The sequence below is a fragment of the Alteromonas sp. KUL150 genome, from assembly GCF_009811475.1.
In the GTDB taxonomy this organism is placed as follows: domain Bacteria; phylum Pseudomonadota; class Gammaproteobacteria; order Enterobacterales; family Alteromonadaceae; genus Alteromonas; species Alteromonas gracilis.
This window is the reverse complement of the sequence record NZ_BLIJ01000069.1, coordinates 1-21,804: the sequence shown is the minus strand read 5'-3', so window position 1 is coordinate 21,804 and position 21,804 is coordinate 1. Positions and strand designations below refer to the sequence as shown.

The 21,804-nt window shown below is 43.9% G+C and carries 20 protein-coding genes; 9 read left to right on the top strand and 11 right to left on the bottom strand.

All coding sequences use genetic code 11. From position 1 onward, the window contains the following. Positions 1-9 precede the first annotated feature (9 nt). From ybeY to miaB, 3 genes are read right to left on the bottom strand one after another with little or no spacing between them, the layout of a single operon-like run. A complete protein-coding gene (ybeY, locus tag GVO62_RS16510) occupies positions 10-486 on the bottom strand; it encodes an rRNA maturation RNase YbeY (protein WP_159120185.1) in 477 nt (158 codons plus the stop codon). Next, entirely contained in the window at positions 483-1,610 is a 1,128-nt protein-coding gene (locus tag GVO62_RS16505) for a PhoH family protein (protein ID WP_159120184.1), read from the bottom strand. The genes ybeY and GVO62_RS16505 overlap by 4 nt, the downstream gene beginning before the upstream one ends. Before the next feature lie 29 nt (positions 1,611-1,639). Beyond that, positions 1,640-3,073 (bottom strand): tRNA (N6-isopentenyl adenosine(37)-C2)-methylthiotransferase MiaB, encoded by a 1,434-nt coding sequence (gene miaB / locus GVO62_RS16500; RefSeq protein WP_159120183.1) that lies wholly within the window; start codon positions 3,071-3,073, stop codon positions 1,640-1,642. Positions 3,074-3,380: 307 nt separating this feature from the next. Between miaB and GVO62_RS16495 the strand changes: the two genes are divergently transcribed. Together GVO62_RS16495 and GVO62_RS19375 are read left to right on the top strand one after the other, a co-directional pair. Beyond that, positions 3,381-4,580, top strand: coding sequence for an FAD-dependent monooxygenase (locus tag GVO62_RS16495; protein WP_159120182.1), 1,200 nt, complete (start codon positions 3,381-3,383; stop codon positions 4,578-4,580). Next, a complete protein-coding gene (locus GVO62_RS19375) occupies positions 4,580-4,756 on the top strand; it encodes a hypothetical protein (RefSeq protein WP_173358796.1) in 177 nt (58 codons plus the stop codon). Before GVO62_RS16495 ends, GVO62_RS19375 begins: the two co-directional genes overlap by 1 nt. 10 nt (positions 4,757-4,766) lie before the next feature. Here GVO62_RS19375 and GVO62_RS16490 read toward each other — a convergent pair whose 3' ends face one another. Beyond that, positions 4,767-5,357 (bottom strand): TetR/AcrR family transcriptional regulator, encoded by a 591-nt coding sequence (locus GVO62_RS16490; RefSeq protein WP_159120181.1) that lies wholly within the window; start codon positions 5,355-5,357, stop codon positions 4,767-4,769. A 152-nt stretch (positions 5,358-5,509) separates the two neighbouring features. On the opposite strand from GVO62_RS16490, the gene GVO62_RS16485 reads away from it, so the two are divergent. Beyond that, positions 5,510-6,061 carry a carboxymuconolactone decarboxylase family protein gene (locus GVO62_RS16485; protein WP_159120180.1) on the top strand — a complete coding sequence of 184 codons (552 nt, stop codon included), beginning with the start codon at positions 5,510-5,512 and terminating at the stop codon, positions 6,059-6,061. A 111-nt stretch (positions 6,062-6,172) separates the two neighbouring features. Here GVO62_RS16485 and GVO62_RS16480 read toward each other — a convergent pair whose 3' ends face one another. After that, the gene (locus GVO62_RS16480) at positions 6,173-6,643 is read right to left on the bottom strand and encodes a hypothetical protein (protein WP_159120179.1); all 471 of its coding nucleotides are present in this window, start codon (positions 6,641-6,643) and stop codon (positions 6,173-6,175) included. 14 nt (positions 6,644-6,657) lie between these two features. Further along, complete coding sequence (locus GVO62_RS16475; RefSeq protein WP_159120178.1) at positions 6,658-6,840, bottom strand: hypothetical protein; 183 nt, start codon at positions 6,838-6,840, stop codon at positions 6,658-6,660. 184 nt (positions 6,841-7,024) lie between these two features. Here GVO62_RS16475 and GVO62_RS19370 point away from each other — a divergent pair, with 184 nt between their 5' ends. Further along, positions 7,025-7,195, top strand: coding sequence for a hypothetical protein (locus tag GVO62_RS19370; protein ID WP_173358795.1), 171 nt, complete (start codon positions 7,025-7,027; stop codon positions 7,193-7,195). A gap of 494 nt (positions 7,196-7,689) precedes the next feature. Beyond that, positions 7,690-10,251 carry a TonB-dependent receptor plug domain-containing protein gene (locus GVO62_RS16470; RefSeq protein ID WP_159120177.1) on the top strand — a complete coding sequence of 854 codons (2,562 nt, stop codon included), beginning with the start codon at positions 7,690-7,692 and terminating at the stop codon, positions 10,249-10,251. A gap of 108 nt (positions 10,252-10,359) precedes the next feature. Here the strand turns inward: GVO62_RS16470 and GVO62_RS16465 are convergent, their stop codons facing one another. The 3 genes from GVO62_RS16465 to GVO62_RS16455 all read right to left on the bottom strand — a co-directional run bounded on the left by GVO62_RS16465 (position 10,360) and on the right by GVO62_RS16455 (position 14,456). Then, on the bottom strand, positions 10,360-11,454 hold the full coding sequence (locus GVO62_RS16465; protein WP_159120176.1) for a DUF917 domain-containing protein: 1,095 nt from the start codon (positions 11,452-11,454) through the stop codon (positions 10,360-10,362). A 1-nt stretch (position 11,455) separates the two neighbouring features. Continuing rightward, positions 11,456-13,039 carry a hydantoinase/oxoprolinase family protein gene (locus GVO62_RS16460; protein ID WP_159120175.1) on the bottom strand — a complete coding sequence of 528 codons (1,584 nt, stop codon included), beginning with the start codon at positions 13,037-13,039 and terminating at the stop codon, positions 11,456-11,458. Between the two features lie 73 nt (positions 13,040-13,112). Then, positions 13,113-14,456 (bottom strand): purine-cytosine permease family protein, encoded by a 1,344-nt coding sequence (locus GVO62_RS16455; protein WP_159120174.1) that lies wholly within the window; start codon positions 14,454-14,456, stop codon positions 13,113-13,115. A gap of 50 nt (positions 14,457-14,506) precedes the next feature. Between GVO62_RS16455 and GVO62_RS16450 the strand changes: the two genes are divergently transcribed. Continuing rightward, positions 14,507-15,091: an Lrp/AsnC family transcriptional regulator gene (locus GVO62_RS16450; RefSeq protein WP_308469242.1), complete on the top strand. Its 585-nt coding sequence runs from the start codon at positions 14,507-14,509 to the stop codon at positions 15,089-15,091. 115 nt (positions 15,092-15,206) lie between these two features. Here the strand turns inward: GVO62_RS16450 and GVO62_RS16445 are convergent, their stop codons facing one another. Then, complete coding sequence (locus tag GVO62_RS16445; protein ID WP_159120173.1) at positions 15,207-15,800, bottom strand: acyl-CoA thioesterase; 594 nt, start codon at positions 15,798-15,800, stop codon at positions 15,207-15,209. A gap of 92 nt (positions 15,801-15,892) precedes the next feature. Here GVO62_RS16445 and GVO62_RS16440 point away from each other — a divergent pair, with 92 nt between their 5' ends. From GVO62_RS16440 to GVO62_RS16430, 3 genes are all read left to right on the top strand, one after another. Then, positions 15,893-16,513 carry a flavin reductase family protein gene (locus GVO62_RS16440; RefSeq protein WP_159120172.1) on the top strand — a complete coding sequence of 207 codons (621 nt, stop codon included), beginning with the start codon at positions 15,893-15,895 and terminating at the stop codon, positions 16,511-16,513. A 50-nt stretch (positions 16,514-16,563) separates the two neighbouring features. Beyond that, on the top strand, positions 16,564-17,220 hold the full coding sequence (locus tag GVO62_RS16435; protein ID WP_159120171.1) for a cupin domain-containing protein: 657 nt from the start codon (positions 16,564-16,566) through the stop codon (positions 17,218-17,220). Between the two features lie 218 nt (positions 17,221-17,438). After that, positions 17,439-20,012 (top strand): PKD domain-containing protein, encoded by a 2,574-nt coding sequence (locus GVO62_RS16430; protein WP_159120170.1) that lies wholly within the window; start codon positions 17,439-17,441, stop codon positions 20,010-20,012. 65 nt (positions 20,013-20,077) lie between these two features. On the opposite strand, the gene GVO62_RS16425 is transcribed toward GVO62_RS16430, so the two are convergent. Beyond that, the gene (locus GVO62_RS16425) at positions 20,078-21,484 is read right to left on the bottom strand and encodes an alanine/glycine:cation symporter family protein (protein ID WP_159120169.1); all 1,407 of its coding nucleotides are present in this window, start codon (positions 21,482-21,484) and stop codon (positions 20,078-20,080) included. Between the last annotated feature and the right edge of the window lie 320 nt (positions 21,485-21,804).

Genomic DNA, 21,804 nt, shown 5'->3' with positions numbered 1-21,804 from the left:
TGATAGAAATTAATTGTTAATTTCGTAGGGGTTATCTATGCCAAGGCTCGCAAGAATATCTATCTCTTTGCCTTCCATTTCCTCGGCATCAGCATCATCAATATGGTCATAACCCATTAAATGCAATAGCCCATGAACAGTCATATGCGCATAGTGATCGCTCACTGCTTTTTGCTGCTCTTCTGCCTCGCGGCTTATAACGGGGGCACAAATTACCAAGTCGCCTAACAAATTAATTTCTATACCAGGAGGCGCTTCAAAAGGAAAAGATAACACATTGGTAGGTTTATCCTTTCCTCTGTACTCATGATTAAGACTTTGGCTTTCTGCTTCATCCGTGAAGCGAATAGTCACTTCCTGCTCATCTAAGCCTTCGTAATCGAGCACGGCATTAGCCCAAAGCTCAAGTTGTGAAGGTGAGGGGATGGCTGATAAAATCGTCTCGTCACCTTCAAATGCTTGTTGTACATCAATTATGGCAGTCACGATGCGTTGTCGTCTCTCGTTTGCGTTGCGTTATCGATGTTTGCTCGCTCAGGGCTGTTATTTACTCGCTCAGGGCTGTTGTCTTGAGCGGCTTGATCACGCTGAAGTTGCAATGCTTCTTCTTTACGCGCTTTGCGTAAACGCTCTTGTTCTGCGTCGTGCACCTCATAGGCTCTTACAATGCGCGCCACTACTGGGTGTCGAACTACATCTTCTGCATGAAAGAAGTTAAATGAAATATCATCCACTTCACTTAGTACTTCAATAGCGTGGCGAAGACCTGATTTTGCACCACGGGGCAAATCGACCTGCGTAATGTCACCGGTAATTACCGCCTTTGAATTAAAGCCAATACGGGTTAGGAACATTTTCATTTGCTCTACCGTGGTATTTTGGCTTTCGTCCAAAATAATAAACGCGTCGTTAAGCGTTCTTCCGCGCATGTAGGCTAGCGGCGCAACTTCAATGACGTTGCGCTCCATTAGTTTTTCAACTTTTTCGAAGCCCAGCATTTCAAAAAGAGCGTCGTAAAGAGGGCGCAAATATGGGTCGACTTTTTGTGAAAGGTCGCCAGGCAAGAAGCCTAGTTTTTCACCTGCTTCTACAGCAGGGCGAGTAAGCAATATACGGCGTATTTCTTGACGCTCAAGTGCGTCAACAGCCGCAGCAACAGCGAGGTAGGTTTTACCTGTGCCTGCAGGGCCTATACCAAACGTAATATCGTGGTTGATGATATTGGCCACGTATTGCGCTTGGTTCGGGTTACGCGGCTTAATTACACCGCGTTTAGTTTTAATATTCACTTCTTTGCCATAACCGCCCGTCGCATCTTTTTCGATAACGCGGGCTTCTTGTATAGCAAGGTGAACCTGTTCGGCTTCTAGATCAGGAATACGGCCCTTAATAGGCTGTGTTTCTATGTAAAGAAGCTTAAGTAATTCGCTAGCGCTTTTTATTTGCTGCGGTTCACCCAACACCTTGAACGCATTATTTCGGTAGGTAATTTCTACACCCAGCCTACGCTCAATTTGCTTAATGTTGTCATCAAAGGGGCCACATAAACTCGACAAACGTTTGCTATCTGCCGGTTCTAAATCAAATTCGTTACTAACCAATGTACTCAAGCTACTTTTTTCCTCGCTTTAAAATGTATTTAGGCTGGGTTAAATTGACCCACGCCAAGTTCATCAGGCAGATCTGCCTGATGCTTTGCCATGATAGATTGGGGCGAAACGGCAACACGCAAGCCCATTTCACTTTCTCTGCGCACAACTTCACCACGAAGTGAGTTCGTAAACACGTCTGTGATATTTACATCAACGAACTCGCCAATCATATCTGGGGTACCCTCAAAATTCACCACACGGTTATTTTCAGTACGCCCTGAAAGTTCCATTGGGTTTTTCTTTGATGGGCCTTCAACCAAAATTCGTTGCTCTGTACCGACCATGTGGCGAGCAATACGAAGTGCTTGCTGCGTAATACGCTGTTGGAGTAGGTGAAGGCGTTGTTTTTTGGTTTCTTCACTTACATCATCTACCGCATCAGCAGCTGGTGTACCCGGGCGAGCACTATAAATGAAGCTGAAGCTTAAGTCGTAATCTACGGCCTGAATCAAATCCATTGTGGCTTCAAAGTCAGCATCGGTTTCACCCGGAAAGCCAATGATAAAGTCGCTAGACAAACTAATGTTAGGGCGAATCTTTTTCAGCTTACGCATTTTAGATTTGTACTCTAACGCCGTATGACCACGCTTCATTAGATTCAAGATACGATCAGAGCCACTTTGAACAGGTAAATGCAGGTGGTCTACCAACTCAGGGATAGATGCGTACGCATCTATGATGTCGTCAGTGAATTCAACTGGGTGTGATGTAGTGTAGCGAATGCGGTCAATACCATCTATTGCTGCAACGAGTTCAAGCAACTCAGAAAAACGACATACTGTACCGTCGTAATTTTCACCGCGGTATGCATTTACGTTCTGACCGAGCAGGTTTACTTCTCGTACACCTTGACCTGCAAGTTGCGCAATTTCAAGCAGCACGTCGTCAACAGGGCGGCTTACTTCTTCACCACGGGTGTAAGGTACTACGCAGAACGTACAATATTTTGAACAGCCTTCCATAATTGAAACGAACGCCGTTGGACCTTCCGCACGTGGCTCTGGCAAGCGATCAAACTTTTCAATTTCAGGGAAGCTTACGTCAATCACTGACTTTGCACCGCCTTGAAGTTGATTAATCATTTCAGGCAAACGATGCAGTGTTTGCGGGCCGAAAACCAAGTCAACAAATGGCGCGCGCTGACGAATAGTATCGCCTTCTTGAGAGGCCACACAGCCTCCAACGCCAATAATAAGTTCAGGTTTATCTTGCTTAAGGTTTTTCCACCGACCAAGCTGGTGGAAGACTTTTTCTTGTGCTTTTTCGCGAATAGAGCACGTGTTAAGCAAAATAATATCGGCTTCTTCAGCGCTTTCTGCAGCACTGTAGCCATGCGTTGAGTCTAGTAAGTCTGCCATTTTCTCCGAGTCATACTCGTTCATTTGGCAGCCCCAGGTTTTGATATACAGCTTTTTAGTCATAACAACTATTCGATAACCTGTTAGTGTTCCTGTAAGTGAAAGTAGACTCGCCTCGGTGTAATTAAGGTGTCTACCGTAAAGTGAATTTACATGCTGCGTTTAAACCGCCCACATGTAGAAACACGGGAAATGTCAGTTACAAGAAGATGTTCAAAATAGCCGCATATTTTACCTGTTATACAACCATATTCCCAGTGTATTACGACGATTCATTTATATTTGATCTAGCGCTATGTATTTATACGTTTCACTTCACATGACTTTGCATTTTGCGACATAATGCAAATGCGTGTTTTAAGGAAAGTAAATGATTGATTTTTGTATAAACGGTGGCGGAATGGTGGGTGCTGCGCTGGCATTAGGGCTAGCACAGCAGCAATACAAAGTAGTAGTTGTAGAGCCGCATTTGCCAAAACCTTTTAGCCAGACAGATGGTCCGGATTTAAGGGTTTCCGCAATAAGCGATGCCTCAGTTACTCTTTTGAAAGCACTTGGCGCGTGGGAATACATTGCTGCTATGCGCGCTAAACCTTATACCGGGCTTAGCGTGTGGGACGACCCAGCTCATAGAACAGACTTTACTGCACAAAGCATCGGTATGCCGCAACTGGGTTTTTTTGTGGAAAATCGACTACTACAGCTGGGATGTCATCAGGCACTAATGCAGTTTGACAATGTAGAGCTTATCAGTGGTCAAACGGTGCAGGGCATCAATCTGGATACTACTGCTACGGTTACACTATCGAACGGCAGAGCAATAAAGGCAAAGTGGCTAATTGGCGCAGATGGTGCGAACTCTCAGGTAAGAAACGCTATTGGTATTGGCACCACAGGTTGGCAGTATGCACAACAGGCAATGGGTATCACCATTAAAATGGACGAGCCCGTCGATCCTGTAACCTGGCAGCAGTTTACCTCAAGCGGCCCAAAAGCGTTTTTGCCTATGTTCGACGATTACGCGTCGCTTGTGTGGTACGACTCGCCTGACGAACTTAAACGTCTGAAAAGTTTAAAAGCGAGCCAACTTGAAAGTGAAATCCTTAAAACGTTCCCAGATGAACTGACTAAAAATAACAATAGCTTTTCGATTATTGATAAAGCAATTTTCCCACTCACGCGTTCTCATGCTAACCATTATGTAAAAGGCTGTTGCGCGCTAGTTGGTGATGCCGCACACACTATAAATCCGCTTGCCGGGCAGGGCGTTAACTTGGGTTTTAAAGACGTAGAAACGTTTCTTTCTGTAAGTGCAGCATTCAAGCCTAGTGGTAACGACAGCCCATTGTCGATAACCGATAAAGTATTTTCGCAAAAGCTTATCAGCAGCTATGAAAGGCCGCGAAAGCGAGACAATTTGATGATGATGACGGCAATGGACGGGTTTTATACCTTGTTTAGCAATGACGTTGCCCCCATAAAATGGATAAGAAATCAGCTACTTTCTGTGGCGCAGCGCATAGAGCCTGCCAAACAAGAAGTACTTAAATATGCGATAGGGATACGGTAATGGAAGTGTTAATTTTGCTTGCGGTGTTGTTCGGTGCTCTGGCACTGATAGTGCCGCTAATCGAGCGCTCTAAAATGCGTATAAGTAATGAAGATGCGGCCAAATGGGCCAAGTGGATTTGGCCGTTAATGGGTATTTTACTCATAGCGCAATTGTTGCGGTTGCTGTTCTCTTAACCGCAACGCATCAATGTGTTTCTTGCGGCCATTGCCCTTTTAAATCGGCCATTACTTTGCCGATCATTTGAATGGTTGCTGTGTTTTCATCTTGCATAAGGGCGAACGCTCGTAAACCCACGAACTGGTTTTGAAGCCACTCTGCGGCCAGTTTCGTTGGCGTATGTTCAGGCAGCTCACCTTTTTCTATACAAGCTTCTATTATGTCTTTAAAACCAGCCTTGAGAGTTTGCATACTTTCGATCACTGCTTTTCTGGCAATATCACCAATAAGTTCTAATTCAGCAATAGACTTTACCAGTAAGCACTGACGCATATAGCGCTGTTCATCAGGGCCAGTTAATGCCGTTTCAAAAAAGTTGTAAAGCGCATTTAAAGGCGATTCGGCCTCTGCTACTTGCTTTAAACGGACTGCGCTATTTTGTGCATAGTGTTCTACAACAAGCTTGAATAAACCTTCTTTACTTTGAAAGCGAGCATAGATACTGCCTGGGCGCATATCCAATGCTTGTTGGATATCACGCATACCCGCTGCATGAAAGCCTCGTTGCCAAAAAAGTGTGGTGGCTTTTTCAATAATGTCATCATGGTCATATTTCATCGCAGCATACCTTATACGTGAATGTTTTGAACACACGTTCAATTATCACTTGAACGATCGTTCAAGTAAACCTATTATTGTTCACACACTACAGAGATAAGGGTAATCAAAGGGGTTACTTGAATTTCTAGTCACATCAACAGGAGAGTGATATGAGCGATTTCAAATTACATACAAAAAACACAGCACCAGAAGCCGCAAAGCCTTTGCTTGACAATTCTCAAGCAGCGTTTGGCATGATACCTAACCTACACGCGGTAATGGCAGAAGCGCCAACATTACTTGACGGCTATCAAGTACTTCACAAGCTGGCTCAAGAAACTTCGTTCAATGCGGAAGAGTTAACGGTGGTCTGGCAAGCGGTGAACGTCGAACACGCCTGCCACTATTGTGTACCAGCCCACACCGGTATAGCGAAAAGTATGAAGGTGCGTGATGATTTGATTGAAGAATTGCGCAATGATGAAACATTGTCTGACAGTAAATTAAATACGCTGAAAGAAACAGTACTAGCGATTACCCGTGGTCGAGGCAATATTGAACAAGTTCAGCTAGATGCTTTCTACGAAGCTGGATATAAGCATCAGCAACTTTTGGAGATCATACTAATTCTGGCGCAAAAGGTGATGAGTAATTACACCAACCATCTCGCTGATACACCGGTGGATGAGCCTTTCAAAAAATTTGAGTGGTCACCCAAATAAAAAGAATTAATGATAAAGAAACAAGAGTACGCCTCTTGTTTCTTTTTATGCGTGTACGAACACTACTTTTTATACAAGTACAGGCATTGCAAGGCAGCGAGTAACCCTGCACTAAAAAATATATAAATTAGAATTGCAGACAGCATCGTTTTTTCCTCTACTGCATTTTTCCAAGTTTGACTGCGCTAGCTGAATGGTGTTGATTAACCAACGTTTTGCTGCAATTGTGTCGTTAAACACTTCAACGTTATCTCCAGCTTGTTGATAAATACTGCTGAAATGTTGCGTAGCGAAACTGGGCGAGTTTGACTTTTCGACAATGAGCGACGTGCCGACTCTACCGTTTTCTATATCTTTTTTCACAAGCTGAATCAGATGTGCCTCTGCATCGGGCACATGAATGGGTTCACCATAAATGCTTGCCATCACTCCCCAAGGGCCGCTAAGTTCTTGTAGTATAGGTTGTGCCTTGTCAGTTGAATGTTGAAGTGCCTCAACATTCCAAGGGCCATGTCCTTCCAGAACGAGTATGCGACCTTCCCGGTGAACACGCACTTCACCATGGGGTATAAAACGGGTCATTTTAACCAGCTGTTTTATGAAGCGATTGGCAACTGTGGCTCTAACTCTTCAGCAGTATTAAGAGCAACTATTTCTTCATAACCTTTTTGTTGAAGCAGGGCTTGTAAGTCATCGCGTGATACACATTTGGTGTACTTAGCAAGCGCGATGGCTTCAATGAAACAAGAAAGGTGAGTTGTTGATTGTGCTTGTGTCATATACTTCTCATTGTGTTACGTTGACAGTGAAACTTTGTCGAATACTCAAGTCACTCGTGTGACGTTTATGTGACTTTTTTATGAAAAAAATCAATAAAAGTTCACTATCACCCTTGAAATGTATATACATTGGATATACTTTAATTGTTCGGATTGGTGTTTCTTACCTTTTAAAGCAGTCGAGATGTCTGAAAATAACAACAAAAAGAAGAAAAAGAATAGTCAGATGATTATTCGAATTAATGACGAAGAAAGAGCGCAGTTTATTGCGCTTTGCGATTCTTTGGATACGTCTGCGGCTCGTGAAGTAAGGCGCTTTATTCGTGAATTCATTGAAGAACACAATGAAAAATAGATGCTGGCAGACAGCAAAACACTACAGAAAATATTAAGGATATAAAAAATGGCTAAGAAAAAAGAAATCAAAAAAGAGATGAAAGTAGCTAAAGCAAAAATCGCTAAGCAAGAAAGCAAACTAAAAAAGCTTAAGAAAAAGCTTAAAAAAGCATAACGCTATGTAATGCTTGAGAAGGTGGCTACGGCCACCTTTTTTCATTGCAAAAGCAGAAAACCTTGTTCAATATTTTGTCCCTTAAAACCCACCTGTCATCGATATTTCTAAATTATTACAACTTTAGTATTGTGCGGTGGAATATTTTTGTGATTTACTCACCCCACAGCATATTTGCTTACCACTTCTAATAATTATAAGTCTAGTCAGACAATTCGGCGCTTAGCAGTACCCCAACAACAGAAAAAGAAAATGTATCTGTAAGTCTTTTTTCTACTCGGTAGAGTAAGAAGCACAGTTTTCAATGCATTAAACACATAAAATTCAGGAACACCACAATGCAACAGGCAAAATTTAACGCTTCTGTTTTTAAGCTTTCCTTAATCGCTTCTGCAATAGCAGGCATGCAATTTTCTACTTCAACACTTGCACAAGAACAAACTACAGTTGATGAGCAGGATGTTGAACAAATTCAAATCGTAGGTTCTCGCCGTGTAGGCCGGACTATCAATGATTCTCCAGTACCTATCGATATTATCGACGCTTCTTCTATTGAAGCGACGGGCCTTACTGAAACCAACATGATTTTAAATCAGTTACTGCCTAGCTTTAACTTCCCGCAGCCTTCGATTACTGACGGTACAGATCACGTTCGTCCGGCCCAACTTCGCGGTTTAGCGCCAGATCACACGCTGGTGCTGGTAAACGGTAAGCGTCGTCATACTTCGGCGCTACTTAATCTTAACGGCTCAGTGGGGCGCGGTTCTTCTGCAGTAGATTTAAATGCAATTCCAGCAAACGCTATAAAAAGAATTGAAGTATTGCGTGACGGTGCAGCGGCTCAATACGGTTCTGACGCTATTGCCGGTGTGATTAACATTGTTCTTAAAGATGCCGCAGAAGGCGGTGAAGTATCGGCAACGTACGGTGCCAACGTTACCACCATGGACGGTGTGCCGAATCTTGAGAGCGTAGGCATTGGTACCGATGGTAATTTAGCATTTGAAGAGGGCAGTGACAGAGAGTTAACCGATGGTCAAACTCTTACCCTTCGAGGCAACGTGGGTTTTGAATGGGGCGACGATGGCTTTATAAATGTTTCTGGTGAATATCGCGACCGCGGTCAAGCAAATCGTGCAGACTACGACCAGCGTGAAAACTATGCACGGGACGCCGACGGTAACTTAGATCCTCGTGAACTTACCGTTAACCGTTACAACCACGTTTACGGCAACGGTGAAGTAGAAGACTACGCATTATTTATAAATGCAGGTAAAGCGCTTACCGATAGCGTAGAGTTTTACACTACAGCAGGCTATAGCACGCGAGACTCTCTGGGTAGTGGCTTCTATCGCCGTGCACAAGACTCGCGCAACATTGTCGAAATATACCCAGATGGTTTCTTACCTGCCATTCAAACCGATATAACAGATATGTCGCTTATCGCTGGCATTAAAGGCTACGGCGATGTCTGGAATTACGACCTATCGTTAACTCACGGTGGTAACGAACTAGAATACGGCGTAGTTAACACACTAAATACGTCACTTGGCCCAACAAGCCAGACCGAATTCGACGCGGGTACCCTTGAATACGACACGACTATAATCAACGCAGACGCGTCTCGTCTTGTCGATACAGGGTTGTTTTACAGCGAAATGAACTTTGCAATGGGCGCAGAATATCGCCACGAGGGATATGAAATTACTGCGGGTGAAGAGAATTCTTATATCCAAGGTTCCTTTGGTCCAGGTGGTGTTGTGACTGATCCGGTTAACGGCCCGTTTGGCGCCGCTGGATCACAAGTGTTCCCAGGTTTTACACCAGAATCTGCAGGTGACAATAGCCGTCACAACTACAGCTTTTATGTTGATTTAGAAGCTGATGTCGTTGAAAACTGGAACGTGGCTGTTGCTGGGCGCTTTGAGGATTATTCTGACTTTGGCAGCACGTTTAACTGGAAAATGTCGCACCGTGTAACGCTAAGTGATACTTTTGCACTTCGTGCGTCGGTATCAACAGGCTTTAGAGCGCCGTCATTGCAGCAGCAGTTCTTTACGTCTATTGCCACTGTTTTTGTTGATGGAGAACCGACAGAAACCGGTACGTTCGCACCATCAAGCGATGTAGCGCAAGCCTTAGGTAGCCCAGGGCTAGATGCGGAAGAGTCTAATAACTACAGCGCAGGTTTCACTTACTCACCAAATGCCGACTTCAACTTGACCGTAGATTTCTACCGCATTGATATCGACGATCGTATTGTGTTGTCAAATAACCTATCTGGTGACGCGATTGAAACCTTGCTAGAGGGCACCGGGGCTAACCAAGCACGTTTCTTCTTAAATGCGATTGATTCACGTACACAGGGTGTGGATATTGTTTCTACCTATACGCTAAATACTGCAGATTACGGTGCGTTTAACTTTAACGCTGGCGCTAACTTTAATGATAACGAAGTAACAAATATCATTGATGCTCCTGACGTGCTGCAAAACGCTGGGTTCGACCAAGACAACCTGTTCAGTGATGTGGAGCTTCGTCGTTTTGAAACAGCTTCACCTGACAGCAAACTGAACTTAGGTGTTACGTGGAATTACGACCGTTACACAACAACATTACGTACCACGCGTTACGGTGAAGTGGAAGACCCGTCATCTATTGAAGCACGCAACGAAATTATTCCTTCAGAATGGATCACAGATCTGGACGTTCGCATTGCGCTAACAGAAGGGCTTACTGTTTCTGTAGGTGCTAACAATATCTTTGATGTATACCCAGAACCAACCCGAGATTTGGTGGATGATGTAACTACATTCTCTCGCTTATTCTCATATTCTGGCTTCTCGCCTTACGGTTTTACTGGCCGTTTTGTTTACGGAAAAGTGTCTTATAGCTTTTAATTAAGGCGTAACAATACGGCTTAAAAAAGAAGTAAACTGCAATGAAAAAGCCCCTGATAGGTGGATACATCATCTATCAGGGGCTTGTTGTATCAATACTTAAAACGTTTATTTTTCAGACAACGCAACATAGTCAAAATCAAAACCGAAGGCCCTGGGCGAAACCGCCGCAAGGGCTCGTTCCGATTTGTAAAACGCTGGGCATTCTACGGCAATAATTGCTACCCGTTGTCCGTATTTTATGCGTTCAGCATTAATAGGTTCGCTAGTTTCAATATCTACAAGTACGATCAAGTCGGGTACACTTGCTAACACCTTGTCGCTTTGTTTTGCAATCAGATATTCATTTTTGATGTTTACGGTCACGGGAGGTTCGCCATTAAAGCCCGCTACAGTAAGCTCACCAACGTCGTACCCTCCAACAATAGCTACGCTTTTATCGGTTATTTTACCTTCAAATAGCAGTTCGCACTGTCCGTAAACTGAGTTCTTAAAACACGCTTTTAAATGTGGCATCATTTGTCGAACGTGACCGCGGTGTTGCATAAGCACCTTACCTAAACTAATGGCGAACGACACCGTATGTGGGATGATAGCGGTTTTAATGAAGTCTCCCGACATTGGGTGTTCCGCTGTCGTAATCATGCCGCCAGCCGCCATAGCAAAACTTCTTATATGTCGCTCATAAGTTGTTGTATCTGATGTCGAAAACGCAGCTGTGTTTCCTGCGTAATCTCGTGCTACCGCGGGGGTCGGCTTTGCGCCAGCAATAGCATAGGTCATCATTTGCGCTTCGGGTAAAGCGCGGCCCATGCCATCGCCATCTATCATGGGTATACCAGCACCGGCAGCGGCCACTAAAGGTAAAAGCGAGTTACCACCGCCAATTTCAAACGATGCAATGGCATCTACTTTTTTGCCCGTGTGTTTTTCAAATGCTAGAAGTGTATCGCCAGCCTCATCAATAGAGGGTAGAAGCTCTAGACTGACCGTGGGCGCACCAACGGCGCCAAGTGCTACCACGTAGTCTTCGCTGTTTAACTTATCAGGCGCGACAAGGGCCACCGGGCCGTATTCTAATAAAGCTTGCTTAGCTAAGAGCATGGGCAAGTAGGGGTCACCACCGCCACCCGTTGCCAGAAAAACTGAGCCCATACTTAGCGCCTCTAAATCGTCTATCGTTACGTATGAATTGCGCTGCATGTTAGTAGGCTCCTGTCTGTCGTTCAGAGGTTTTGGCACTTGGTTTAACAGTGGCGATGTCACCCACCACTTTCACTCTTACACGTCGCATATCACCTTCCATGTAAGGCACCTCTATTTCTTCTATATCGATAGTACGTACTGTGGTTTTGTCGGCACCAGCGGTAACGGCTTTGTCTATGGCAAGCTGAGTTACACCTTTTATCGCGTCGTCGCGTGACATCGCGCGGTACGACAACATGCTTTCAGCTTCCCCGCCAATTTGCGCAATAGCAGCGCCGATGGCATTAGCTACACCAGCGTTTACGGGCCGAATAACGTCGCTGGCAGCAGGTAAGTCGCCTTGTATCAACACGGCTCCTCCACCCACTAAAATTACCGGTACTGGTTTGTCGTCGGGCTTCATCATTTCAATGTGGTAATTCAAGGTATCACGCATGGTTGTTATGGCGCTTTGGATGACGTCACTGGATACATGCTTCACTTTCTCACTATCACCAATGTCTGCATGGCCACTGGCAACAATAATGTCTGTGGTAGTTAAGGTGTTGCCGTTAAATATCAATGCCTCGTCTACCAACTTGTGCCCACAGGAATCTGGCCCAATGCGCTTGCCTTCATCACGTACAATACTCCCACCACCAAGTCCAACAGCATTAATATCAGGCATGCGAAAATTCGTTCGCACCCCGCCTACTTTTATAATTCGGTTTGACTCCCTCGGGAACCCGTTTTGTAGAACACCAATATCTGATGTGGTGCCGCCAATATCTACGACGATAGCGTTTTCTTTGCCGGTAAGTTTGTAGGCGCCTCTGAGTGAGTTTGTGGGCCCAGATGCAAAAGTAAGGGCCGGATACGCTCGCACGAAGTCGGCATTCATGAGTGTTCCGTCGTTCTGGCTAATAAAAAATGGGCAGTTAAAGGCATGCTTCGTCAACGCGTTTTCAAATGCATTAACCACAGATTGAGCAAATGGGCGTAACGTCGCATTTAAGATGGCGGCATTTTCTCGTTCAAGCAGGCCAATGCTACCAATTTGGTGAGACAAAGTGATTTCACAGTCGGGAATTACCGTGCGTATAAGGTTGGCTACCAGCAATTCCGGCTCAGCATTCATGGTTGAAAATGCGGAGGCAATCGCAACCGACTTAATCTCTTTTTGTTTAATATCAGCAATGACGGCTTCTATTTCTTGAATATTGATATCCGCAACAGGGTAGCCGTCGTACAAGTAGCCACCATGACATTCGTAAATACTGGGGTTTATGACGTTGACCAAATCTTCAGGCCACTCAATCATAGGAGGGCAGCCTTTTCCGCTAGGAAGGGCTAAGCGAATAACAGCAATGTTAGATAACTGGCGACGTTCTACGATAGCGTTAGTAAATTGCGTTGTACCAATCATTACCGCATTAATATTGTTTGCAGATACCGATGCCTTGTTAAGAAGGGCGTTAAGGCTATCTATAATTCCGCTTGCCACGTCTGCAGTCGTTAATGACTTGTTAGTGGCTAAAATCGTCTCATTGTCGAGTAGTACAGCATCAGTATGTGTACCGCCAACATCAATGCCTATACGCATAAGTGTGCCTCAAAATGGTAAGATGAAGTAGTAAGAAAGCAGATAATTACAGGTTGTGTTATGTCATCTAAATTCATATTTGAACTCGTCTAACTGCAAGCAAGCGTAAGCCTGAACAAACGGCAAAGTGTAATATCGCACTGACTAAAATTGTGTCTAACGCGGCAATCCCTGTAACAAGGGAGATCGGCTCTAACAAGTCATAGCCGGCAATTCCCGCACCTACTGCCCAAGCTATTAACGCGCTTTTGTGGCTGGAATGGTTAAGGTTTTGCGCATCGGATGACATTTGTTCAGAAGAAAGAGAGGTAGAATGGTGTGACTCAGAATTTAGTTTCACAAAATACGCGCTTTTATTTAGCACAAAAAAGTCTACGGCGATTATACCGGCCACAGGAATAAACACGGCTGTTAGAACGGATAAGAACAACACGAATATTTCGAGAATATTAGCAAAAGCGGCGAACATGCCCACCACACCTAAACCAATAGCCACAAGATTTTGTTTTAAGCGGGGCAAGCTTGCATTGACTGCAAGCTCCGCGCTGTAAAGGTTCAGCGCATTTAAAATCCAGCTGCCTGCGACAATGATAAGCAGTGACCAGCTGCCTATTCCTAGAGCCAGCAATACATCAAGTATATTGTTCGCTTCAAGCGCATAAGCGGCGAAGCCGGCAATAACAATTACGGCGCTTTGAGCAATTAAATATGACCAAAATGCGGTATAAACACCGCCTCTACGCTGACGACTAAAGCGAGTAATATCAGGCAATATAATGGCACCAATAATAATCACTCCGACAATAAGGCTGACCCCTTGACTAATAGAGCTTTGGGCTTGGCTCATATCATTGGTAAAGTGCTCAAAAGAGGTAATTGTAAGAGACTGATACAAAAGAATGGCACTTACGGCCATCATGATAGGCACCAGAACTACCGACAAACGGTTGATGACGTTAAATCCATACATGGTGGTAAGTATCATCAGTATGCCAACAATAGCTTCCGTGCCTATGGTAAGGGGGAGCTCTGAAGTGTCGTACTTTAAAATGGCGGCAACAGACGATGAAAATAAGTCTAAATTTAAGCCAAACCAGCCCACCAGTGAAACGGCAAAAAGTAAATTGAGGATTTGAGCCCCCAAACTGCCAAAGGCTACCCGAACAAGCATGTAAGAGTTTTTACGCGTTATAGCGCCGATAGAACCCATTAACCCGCCAACAAGGGTGAGCAGCAAACCTCCTATAAGCAGTGTTATTATAGTTTGTTGCCAAGAAAGTAATGCGAATAACTCTATGCCAGTCATAAATGTCGGTATTGAAAATGACACCATAGCTGACACGGCAGCAACTCTTGGCCATGAAACTAATGCGTCGCCTTCAATGTCTTGTTGTGATGTGTCGTATGGTGGTTCCATATCTTCTGCTCAGATGAAAAGAAAACCTAGTGTAAGTGAGTTAACAGTGAATTTCTGACGGATGTTTAGCGCTTTTCAAAAACTTTCTTTTTAAGTACAGTCGCAAAACAAAAGATAAATTTGGTAGGAGACATCGCATCGCCAAAAAGACCATTAAGCTAGATGAGTACAATAAAAAAATTCTAGCTACCATTCATAAATACGCAGATATTTCTAATCAAGAATTAGCAGATCGTGTTGGCTTGTCGGCAAGCGCATGCTTTCAACGAAAGAAAGCACTGCAGGAAGCAGGGTACTTTTTTAATTTTCATACTGAGATGGATTTAGATCGTATCTGTGAGCATGTGTTGGCATACGTAGAGTTTTATCTTAAAAGCAATACAGCGCAGCAGCGGCGACAGTTTGAAAACGCATTGCAAGGCATTCCTGAATTTATGGACTGCTTAAGAATGAGCGGTGATGTTGATTATATTTCATTCACCTGTTTCCCTAACTACAACGCACTTAAGCAAATGTGTGACAGTTTATCTGACGATCCAAATTTGGGGATAAACCGAATTGTTATCCGTCCAGTGCTAGAGCGTACTAAGTGGTACTTAGGGTACCCTCTGGAAAAACTGAAATGGATTGACTAACGATTTCCGCCCGCAAGATATAACGCTATTAATGCCTAAGTAGTAACTCGCCCGTGTTCTTATATGCCTTTTAACGGCTATGTAACTTACCTAAACGGGCGCCCGAGTTATCTCTTTACTTTCCTTCATATTGAGAATTGGTTTTATCAAAAGCGCTATCTCTTTCAAAACTAATTGTACATCGGTGGGCATCTACAAGCGCAAAATCCTCTTTGGGAATGAAAGCGTCGTAATCACGTTGAAGCTTGACCTGTGCTTCTTTGCGGATTTTACTTCGGCGAATAGCGGTCACAAAGTTTCGCATCTCGTGGTGGTTCGTGAGCTCTAGTTCAGGCACAGTAACCGGCGTGCCGCTGTCATCTTTGGCTACCATGGTAAAAAAGCTATTGTTGGTGTGCTTAACTTCATTCGTTTTAATGTTTTCCGTTGTGACTTTTATTCCCACAACCAACGATGTATTACCCACGTAATGAACCGTTGCATCTAGATGAAGTAAATCGCCAACCTCAACAGGCTGTAAGAACTCAACCCCATCAACCGTGACGGTCACGCAATAAGCGCCAGCGTGCTTACTTGCACACGCGTACGCAACTTTATCCATTAGGGATAAAATAACACCACCATGCACCTTGCCGCCAAAGTTAGCGAAAGAAGGCACCATTAACTCAGTGAGTCTTGTTCTTGAAAACGCAACACTACGTGCAGTCATAAACAACCTTTAATTTTTAGCACTTGAAAAGAGCCATTTAAGCGTTCATATCAGTATTAGTTTCACCCTACCATAAAAAATAAGGAATGGTTTTGTCACAAACGCATTTTTATCAACCAAAAGAAGGTCATGGTCTGGCTCACGACCCGTTTAACGCCATTATTGCGCCTCGACCAATTGGATGGATATCTACTCAGTCGAAAGCGGGCGTGTTAAACCTTGCTCCTTACAGCTTCTTTAACGCGTTGAACTATACACCGCCTATTATTGGCTTTTCTGTAGTGGGCAGTAAAAAAGATTCTTTGGTAAACGTGCAGCAAACCGGAGAGTTTTGCTGGAATCTGGTATCGGAAGATTTGGTTGACGCAATGAATTCAACAAGTAAGCCTCTAGCACCAGAGGAAAGCGAGTTCGACCATGCTGGGCTGCAGACTGTAGACAGTGAGATAGTTCGGGTTCCCCGTGTAAAAGCGAGTAAGGTGAGCATGGAGTGTAAGCTTACCGACGTTGTGCAGCTAAAGTCAGCCTCAGGCGATGAGGTGAATAGCTGGTTTATCATGGGCGAAGTGGTAGGTGTGCACATCGATAAATCGCTGATTGAAAATGGCGTTTACAGTACGCTAAAAAGCGCACCTGTAAGTCGTGGGGGCGGGAGAGGCGATTACTACACCATCTCTCAGCAAAACTTCTTTGAAATGCTAAGACCTGAGTAACGGTCTATTGCAAAATAGCGATAAAGCTCGAATATCAATCGGTGATCAGAATGTTAAATATGAACTTTGATGAACGCTTAGCCATTAATACACAAACACAAGAATGGCAGCCGTCGCCGTCTGCCACGGTTTGGCGCAAGCCATTGGAGCGAGAAGCAAAGGAGTCGGGACACACAACTAGCGTTGTGAGGTACGAGCCGGGCGCCAGCTTTAAAGAGCACGGCCACCCTTATGGTGAAGAAATCTTTGTGTTAGAGGGCGTTTTTTCCGACGAGCACGGAGACTATCCGGCAGGGACATACCTGCGTAATCCACCAGGCAGTAAACACAGCCCGTTCAGTAAAGAAGGTTGTGTGATCTTGGTCAAACTGAATCAGTTTGATAAGCGCGATTTGGCTGAGGTGAGGGTAAATACAAATACAGCAGAATGGCTACAAGGGCAGGGTGGTTTAAAAGTGATGCCCTTACATAATTTTGAACACGAACACGTAGCCCTAGTGAAATGGCCAGTTGGAGAAGTTTTTAAACCTCACAGGCATTTTGGCGGAGAAGAAATTTTCGTACTGTCGGGTACGTTCAAAGACGAACACGGCGAATACCCTAAAGGTACATGGATAAGAAGCCCACACATGAGTCAGCATCATCCCTACGTTGATGAAGAAACAATAATTTGGGTTAAGACAGGGCATTTGCCAGTGGCGTTGTAAATACAATGATAAAATAGGACTTGAAAAGAGGGGGATTACTGTTTAACTTTTCGCGTTGATTATCAGCAGAAAATTCGAGCATTCTTACCGTTTAAAAACATGGATAGTTTTAGTTGTCGCGTTTTGGATAAAGTTAAATAAGTTTACCACTCTAAAGCATTGCCTCTTCTATTTTTTCCGATGTTCTTATAAAGCATGCTCATAATTACGAGTGTAATATGAACAGCATAGTTAACCTTATCAAACATAGTGCGGCTGCCGTCGTCACTTTATCGGTATTATCAGCATGCGGAGGGGGAGGCGGAGGTTCCTCATCCCCTTCACCTACCCCTGTAACACCTACTACACCTGCGCCCGCCCCAAGCGGACTTTTTAGCAAGTATGAGGGGCTTAAGAATGAAGCGGTAGTAGACAGCACGTCGGCCTATGATATTGCTTATTATGTAACATCGGCTCTGGATACATCCGTCATGTTAGTGCATTCAGACGAATTCCCTTATGCCCGCTTCGATCGCGTATTAACCGACCACGAACAACCTACAGGAGAGGATTGTGATTCTGGACAGTTAATTGTTGGTGAGTTAAAGAATGATACCTCTGACGTTGAATACATAAACTGCGCTTTGGGGCCTTATACCTTCAATGGTAAAGGTACGTTGTCTGTATCGTCTGTGTCTTCTAATGGCGAGTCGTTTGAGGGGACTCTGTCATTTGATAGCCTAACCATCGACAATTCACGAATGGTTGCAAACTTCGAGGGTACGATTGAAGCATCTGTTGGTGAACAATACACAGAGTCAGCCATAGTAAACGGACTGCTTACCTACGCGTCATCAGGTGTTACGGTGTTTATTGATGACGTAGACATAGACACCACGATTTCCGAAAATAACCCTGTGTTAGTGCCTGAAGGAAGAATCTACATTTCTCCTTATGGTTATGTTGATATTACAACTATGCGGCCAGGCTCATTCACCTCACCGTCTCTAGCCCTAGCTATCGCGGGTTCAAGCACACTTATAATCAAAGAAAAAGAAGAAGGGCTTGTCTCTGTTGGCCTTTTCAGCGACATCAATAGTGCTGAAGAGCCTATGCTAGTTATTCCTTTTTCTTTTATCGGTAATCAAAACTATTTAGATACTGAAAATACGGCGCCGCTTGTGAGTATGGCTTCTACGTCACTTGAAGCTGACCGCAACGAGTTTGTGTTATTAGATGCAAGCGAAAGTAGTGATGCTGATAACGACCTTCTTACTTTCCAGTGGAGCGTTCTATCGGCCCCTGAAGGTGCTAACGTTACATTTCAAAATAACGGCTTTAACAATACTCGCGTAAGCTTTACTCAGTCTGGCCAATATCAGCTTCAAGTTATCGCTTTTGATGGAAAGGTAGAATCAGACCCTGTAACGGTGTCGGTTTATGTTAAACAAAGCCTGCCACAAATAGAGCTTGCAAGTTTATCGTCTAATCTTCAGGTGGGAGAAGTATATTCAAATAATATTGAGATATTAAATCCAGAGGGCAACGGACCTTTTGAATTTAGGTTAGTTACCTCGCCGTTAGATATGCAAATAACCAATGACGGTAGCATTGAATGGAAAGCCTTTGTGCCTAATTTGGGTTATCCGTTAGATGTTAATTTTGAAATAGAAGTGAGCAATCGCGATTATGCAACAAGGCTCAAACACACCCTTACAGTGGCTACTAACAGCACAGCTGACCCAGTAGTAGAAAATTTAACTTCAGACGCAGACTATTACGAGGTGTTGGGAAACATTGCTGCCACAAGTGACGGCTATGCGGTGGGGAGTTTGAAAGGGGTATTTAGTTTAAATGAAGATAGAAGTTCCTCATTCACTGAAAAAGCGGCTGCTGAACTAGAGCCTACCTTTATTTCTTTGTCGACCACATCTCTTGATACTTACGGTTGGGAAATATTTGACTCTACGTTAGTGAGAAAGAGTTTTAATAGCAATGCAGTGTCAGAATATGTAATTGGTGTAAATGGCGGTCCTCCAGAATTTAAGTTTGTTAACGTGGCTGGTGTTGACTATATCCTTGTAAAGATGAGCCGAGAGCTGTTCATTGTTGAACAAGACAGCATGCAGGAAGAGGCACAATTAACCTTATGGGGCCTTGAGGGGAGCGGACCAGTCCGCGGGCTGAGTAGTTATACTTGGCAAGAGAAACACTATATTGCAATTATTGTCGACGATCATCTCGTTATTTTACAAAAGACACCTGAAGGCTTTGAAGTCTTTAGGAAAGTTAAATACCCAACGGATGAAGAGTTGTATCTTGTGGAAGACGAGCCCGCTATTGTGAACACGACGTTTGATGATACTCCGTTCATATCTATCATGGTTAGGGAAAGAATTAACGTTAACAGTACCAACCCACAAGAGCTTCTTTTTAATCATATTTATAATGTTGTCGATGATAGCTTCGTTTCTGTTTACTCTGATTCAAGCATTGAGACCTCTAGAATTACATCAGCACTTCGCCTTGACTACTGTAGCGAGTTCTCCGATACAAAAGCCCATGGGGTGACATATGTCATTACCCCAGAGTTTAACCTAACGGATGATTTGCAATATGATTCTAGGCAAGCTAAATCAAAAGTATACGCATTAGATATGCGTTCAGGTGAACTTATATGGGAGTCTGACTTTTTAATGGCAGACTCAGAATTAGAAGCTAGTTTGAATAATAATATTTACTGTGACGAAGATAGTGAAGGCAATGTCAGGTTAACCTTTGCTACCGGAAAGGTACTTTATCAAACCCATTAAAATTGCTTTATAGAAACAGGAAGGGGCATCAATGATGCCCCTTTTTTTAAACTTAAAATGTTGGGTTAATCCCACACACCATCTTCAGACTTCCCTTGTATATCACAGTCACCAACCTTGTACTCTACTGTTTGGCCACTGTCTTTTTTCTTAAAGTAATCTTTGCTAATAGACACAATAGTTGGCGTCATCCATACAATAGCGATGATATTAATAACGGTCATTAAACCTAACGCCATATCAGCCATTGCCCAAACTTGAGGTAGTGCTGCCTGAGCGCCCCAATAAATCATGCTTAGATAACCTATGGTATAAGCCGCACGGCCTATTTTGTTATCTAGCTTAAACATGTGCAGGTTACTCTCGCCATAGGCATAGTTTGCTACAACAGACGTAAACGCAAACAAACTGATAGCGGCTGCTACGAAATCGGTACCGCCTTCACCTAAGTGACTGCTCATAGCATCTTGCGTTAAGCGGATGCCTTCCATTTGGTCAGAGCTTGAACCGCCAGCAAGCAGAATGATAAAGGCTGTAGACGTACACAATATTAGAGTGTCTAAGAAAACCCCCAGCATTTGAATATAACCTTGCGATACGGGGTGGTTTGGATTTGGAACCGCACTGGCCGCTGCGTGAGGTACTGAACCGCTGCCCGCTTCGTTTGAGTAAAGCCCACGTTGAATACCGTTTTTAATAGCCGCACCTAGCGCGCCAGCGCCAGCTTCCTGTAAACCGAATGCCGACTTCACTATATCAAGCAGCATAGCAGGCAGTTCTGAAATATTGATAAAGGTAATAGCCAATGCCACAAGCACGTAGCCTATTCCCATAAATGGCACCACAAACTCGGCAAAACGGGCAATGCTCTTAAGGCCGCCCACCACAATCAAGGCTGCTAGTGCAATAATGGCTAAACCTACATACTCACTTGGAAAAGCGTAAGCATTGTTTAATGCATCGGTAATAGTGTTGGCTTGAACGGCGCTAAAGACAAATCCGTAACCAAAAAATAAACACAGTGAGAACGCGACGGCTAGCCAAGTTTTGTTAAGACCTTGTTTGATATAGTAGGCCGGACCACCACGAAACTCGCCGTTTTCGTCGCGTACTTTATAAAGCTGACCCAATACGCTTTCAGCAAAGCCCGTAGCCATACCCAAAAGGGCAATCATCCACATCCAAAAGATAGCACCAGAGCCACCTAACGATATAGCTACTGCAACACCTGCTAAGTTTCCAGTGCCCACACGAGCAGATAAGCTGGTACACAAGGCCTGAAAAGAACTGATGCCATCTTTACTCGCTGTTGTGCTGCCTTTTAGCAAGCTAAACATATGGCCGAAGTGTCGCAGCTGAACGCCACCGAGTTTTACAGTAAACCAAATACCACATGCCAGCAGCATGATAATCAGTACCTGGCCGTCACCCCATAGAATGTTGTTAACTAATGAAACGAATTCGTTTATCACGCACTTTCCTTCGTTATTGTTTTAATAGTGGCTCGACGTGCAAAAATGAACTGAACATGACAGGTGTGTTGTCAGAACGAACGTAAGGTTTATGCAAAACGGGGTTTGCTAAAACGTTGAGTATGCCGAGCTATATCGATAAAGAAACAATACTAGCACGACAATTAAATGATTGGACAATGAAAACGACCTGAAACTATGACGTTTTATGCTCACTTATAGCAAATTTATTCATTTGAAAGAGAAGGCGAGGGAGCTTGATATCGAAAAGACAAATACAAACAAAAAAGCCGCTCAAAAGAGCGGCTTCTTCAAGAATA

Bases quoted from the DNA above. Each gene is read 5' to 3' on its own strand.
- GVO62_RS16495 (WP_159120182.1), top strand. From the start codon at position 3,381: ATGATTGATTTTTGTATAAACGGTGGCGGAATGGTGGGTGCTGCGCTG.
- miaB (WP_159120183.1), bottom strand. From the start codon at position 3,073: ATGACTAAAAAGCTGTATATCAAAACCTGGGGCTGCCAAATGAACGAG.
- GVO62_RS16455 (WP_159120174.1), bottom strand. From the start codon at position 14,456: ATGGAACCACCATACGACACATCACAACAAGACATTGAAGGCGACGCA.
- GVO62_RS16470 (WP_159120177.1), top strand. From the start codon at position 7,690: ATGCAACAGGCAAAATTTAACGCTTCTGTTTTTAAGCTTTCCTTAATC.
- GVO62_RS16475 (WP_159120178.1), bottom strand. From the start codon at position 6,840: ATGACACAAGCACAATCAACAACTCACCTTTCTTGTTTCATTGAAGCC.
- GVO62_RS16485 (WP_159120180.1), top strand. From the start codon at position 5,510: ATGAGCGATTTCAAATTACATACAAAAAACACAGCACCAGAAGCCGCA.
- GVO62_RS16445 (WP_159120173.1), bottom strand. From the start codon at position 15,800: ATGACTGCACGTAGTGTTGCGTTTTCAAGAACAAGACTCACTGAGTTA.
- GVO62_RS16435 (WP_159120171.1), top strand. From the start codon at position 16,564: ATGTTAAATATGAACTTTGATGAACGCTTAGCCATTAATACACAAACA.
- GVO62_RS16460 (WP_159120175.1), bottom strand. From the start codon at position 13,039: ATGCGTATAGGCATTGATGTTGGCGGTACACATACTGATGCTGTACTA.
- GVO62_RS16480 (WP_159120179.1), bottom strand. From the start codon at position 6,643: ATGACCCGTTTTATACCCCATGGTGAAGTGCGTGTTCACCGGGAAGGT.
- GVO62_RS16465 (WP_159120176.1), bottom strand. From the start codon at position 11,454: ATGCAGCGCAATTCATACGTAACGATAGACGATTTAGAGGCGCTAAGT.
- GVO62_RS16490 (WP_159120181.1), bottom strand. From the start codon at position 5,357: ATGAAATATGACCATGATGACATTATTGAAAAAGCCACCACACTTTTT.
- GVO62_RS16430 (WP_159120170.1), top strand. From the start codon at position 17,439: ATGAACAGCATAGTTAACCTTATCAAACATAGTGCGGCTGCCGTCGTC.
- GVO62_RS19375 (WP_173358796.1), top strand. From the start codon at position 4,580: ATGGAAGTGTTAATTTTGCTTGCGGTGTTGTTCGGTGCTCTGGCACTG.
- GVO62_RS19370 (WP_173358795.1), top strand. From the start codon at position 7,025: ATGTCTGAAAATAACAACAAAAAGAAGAAAAAGAATAGTCAGATGATT.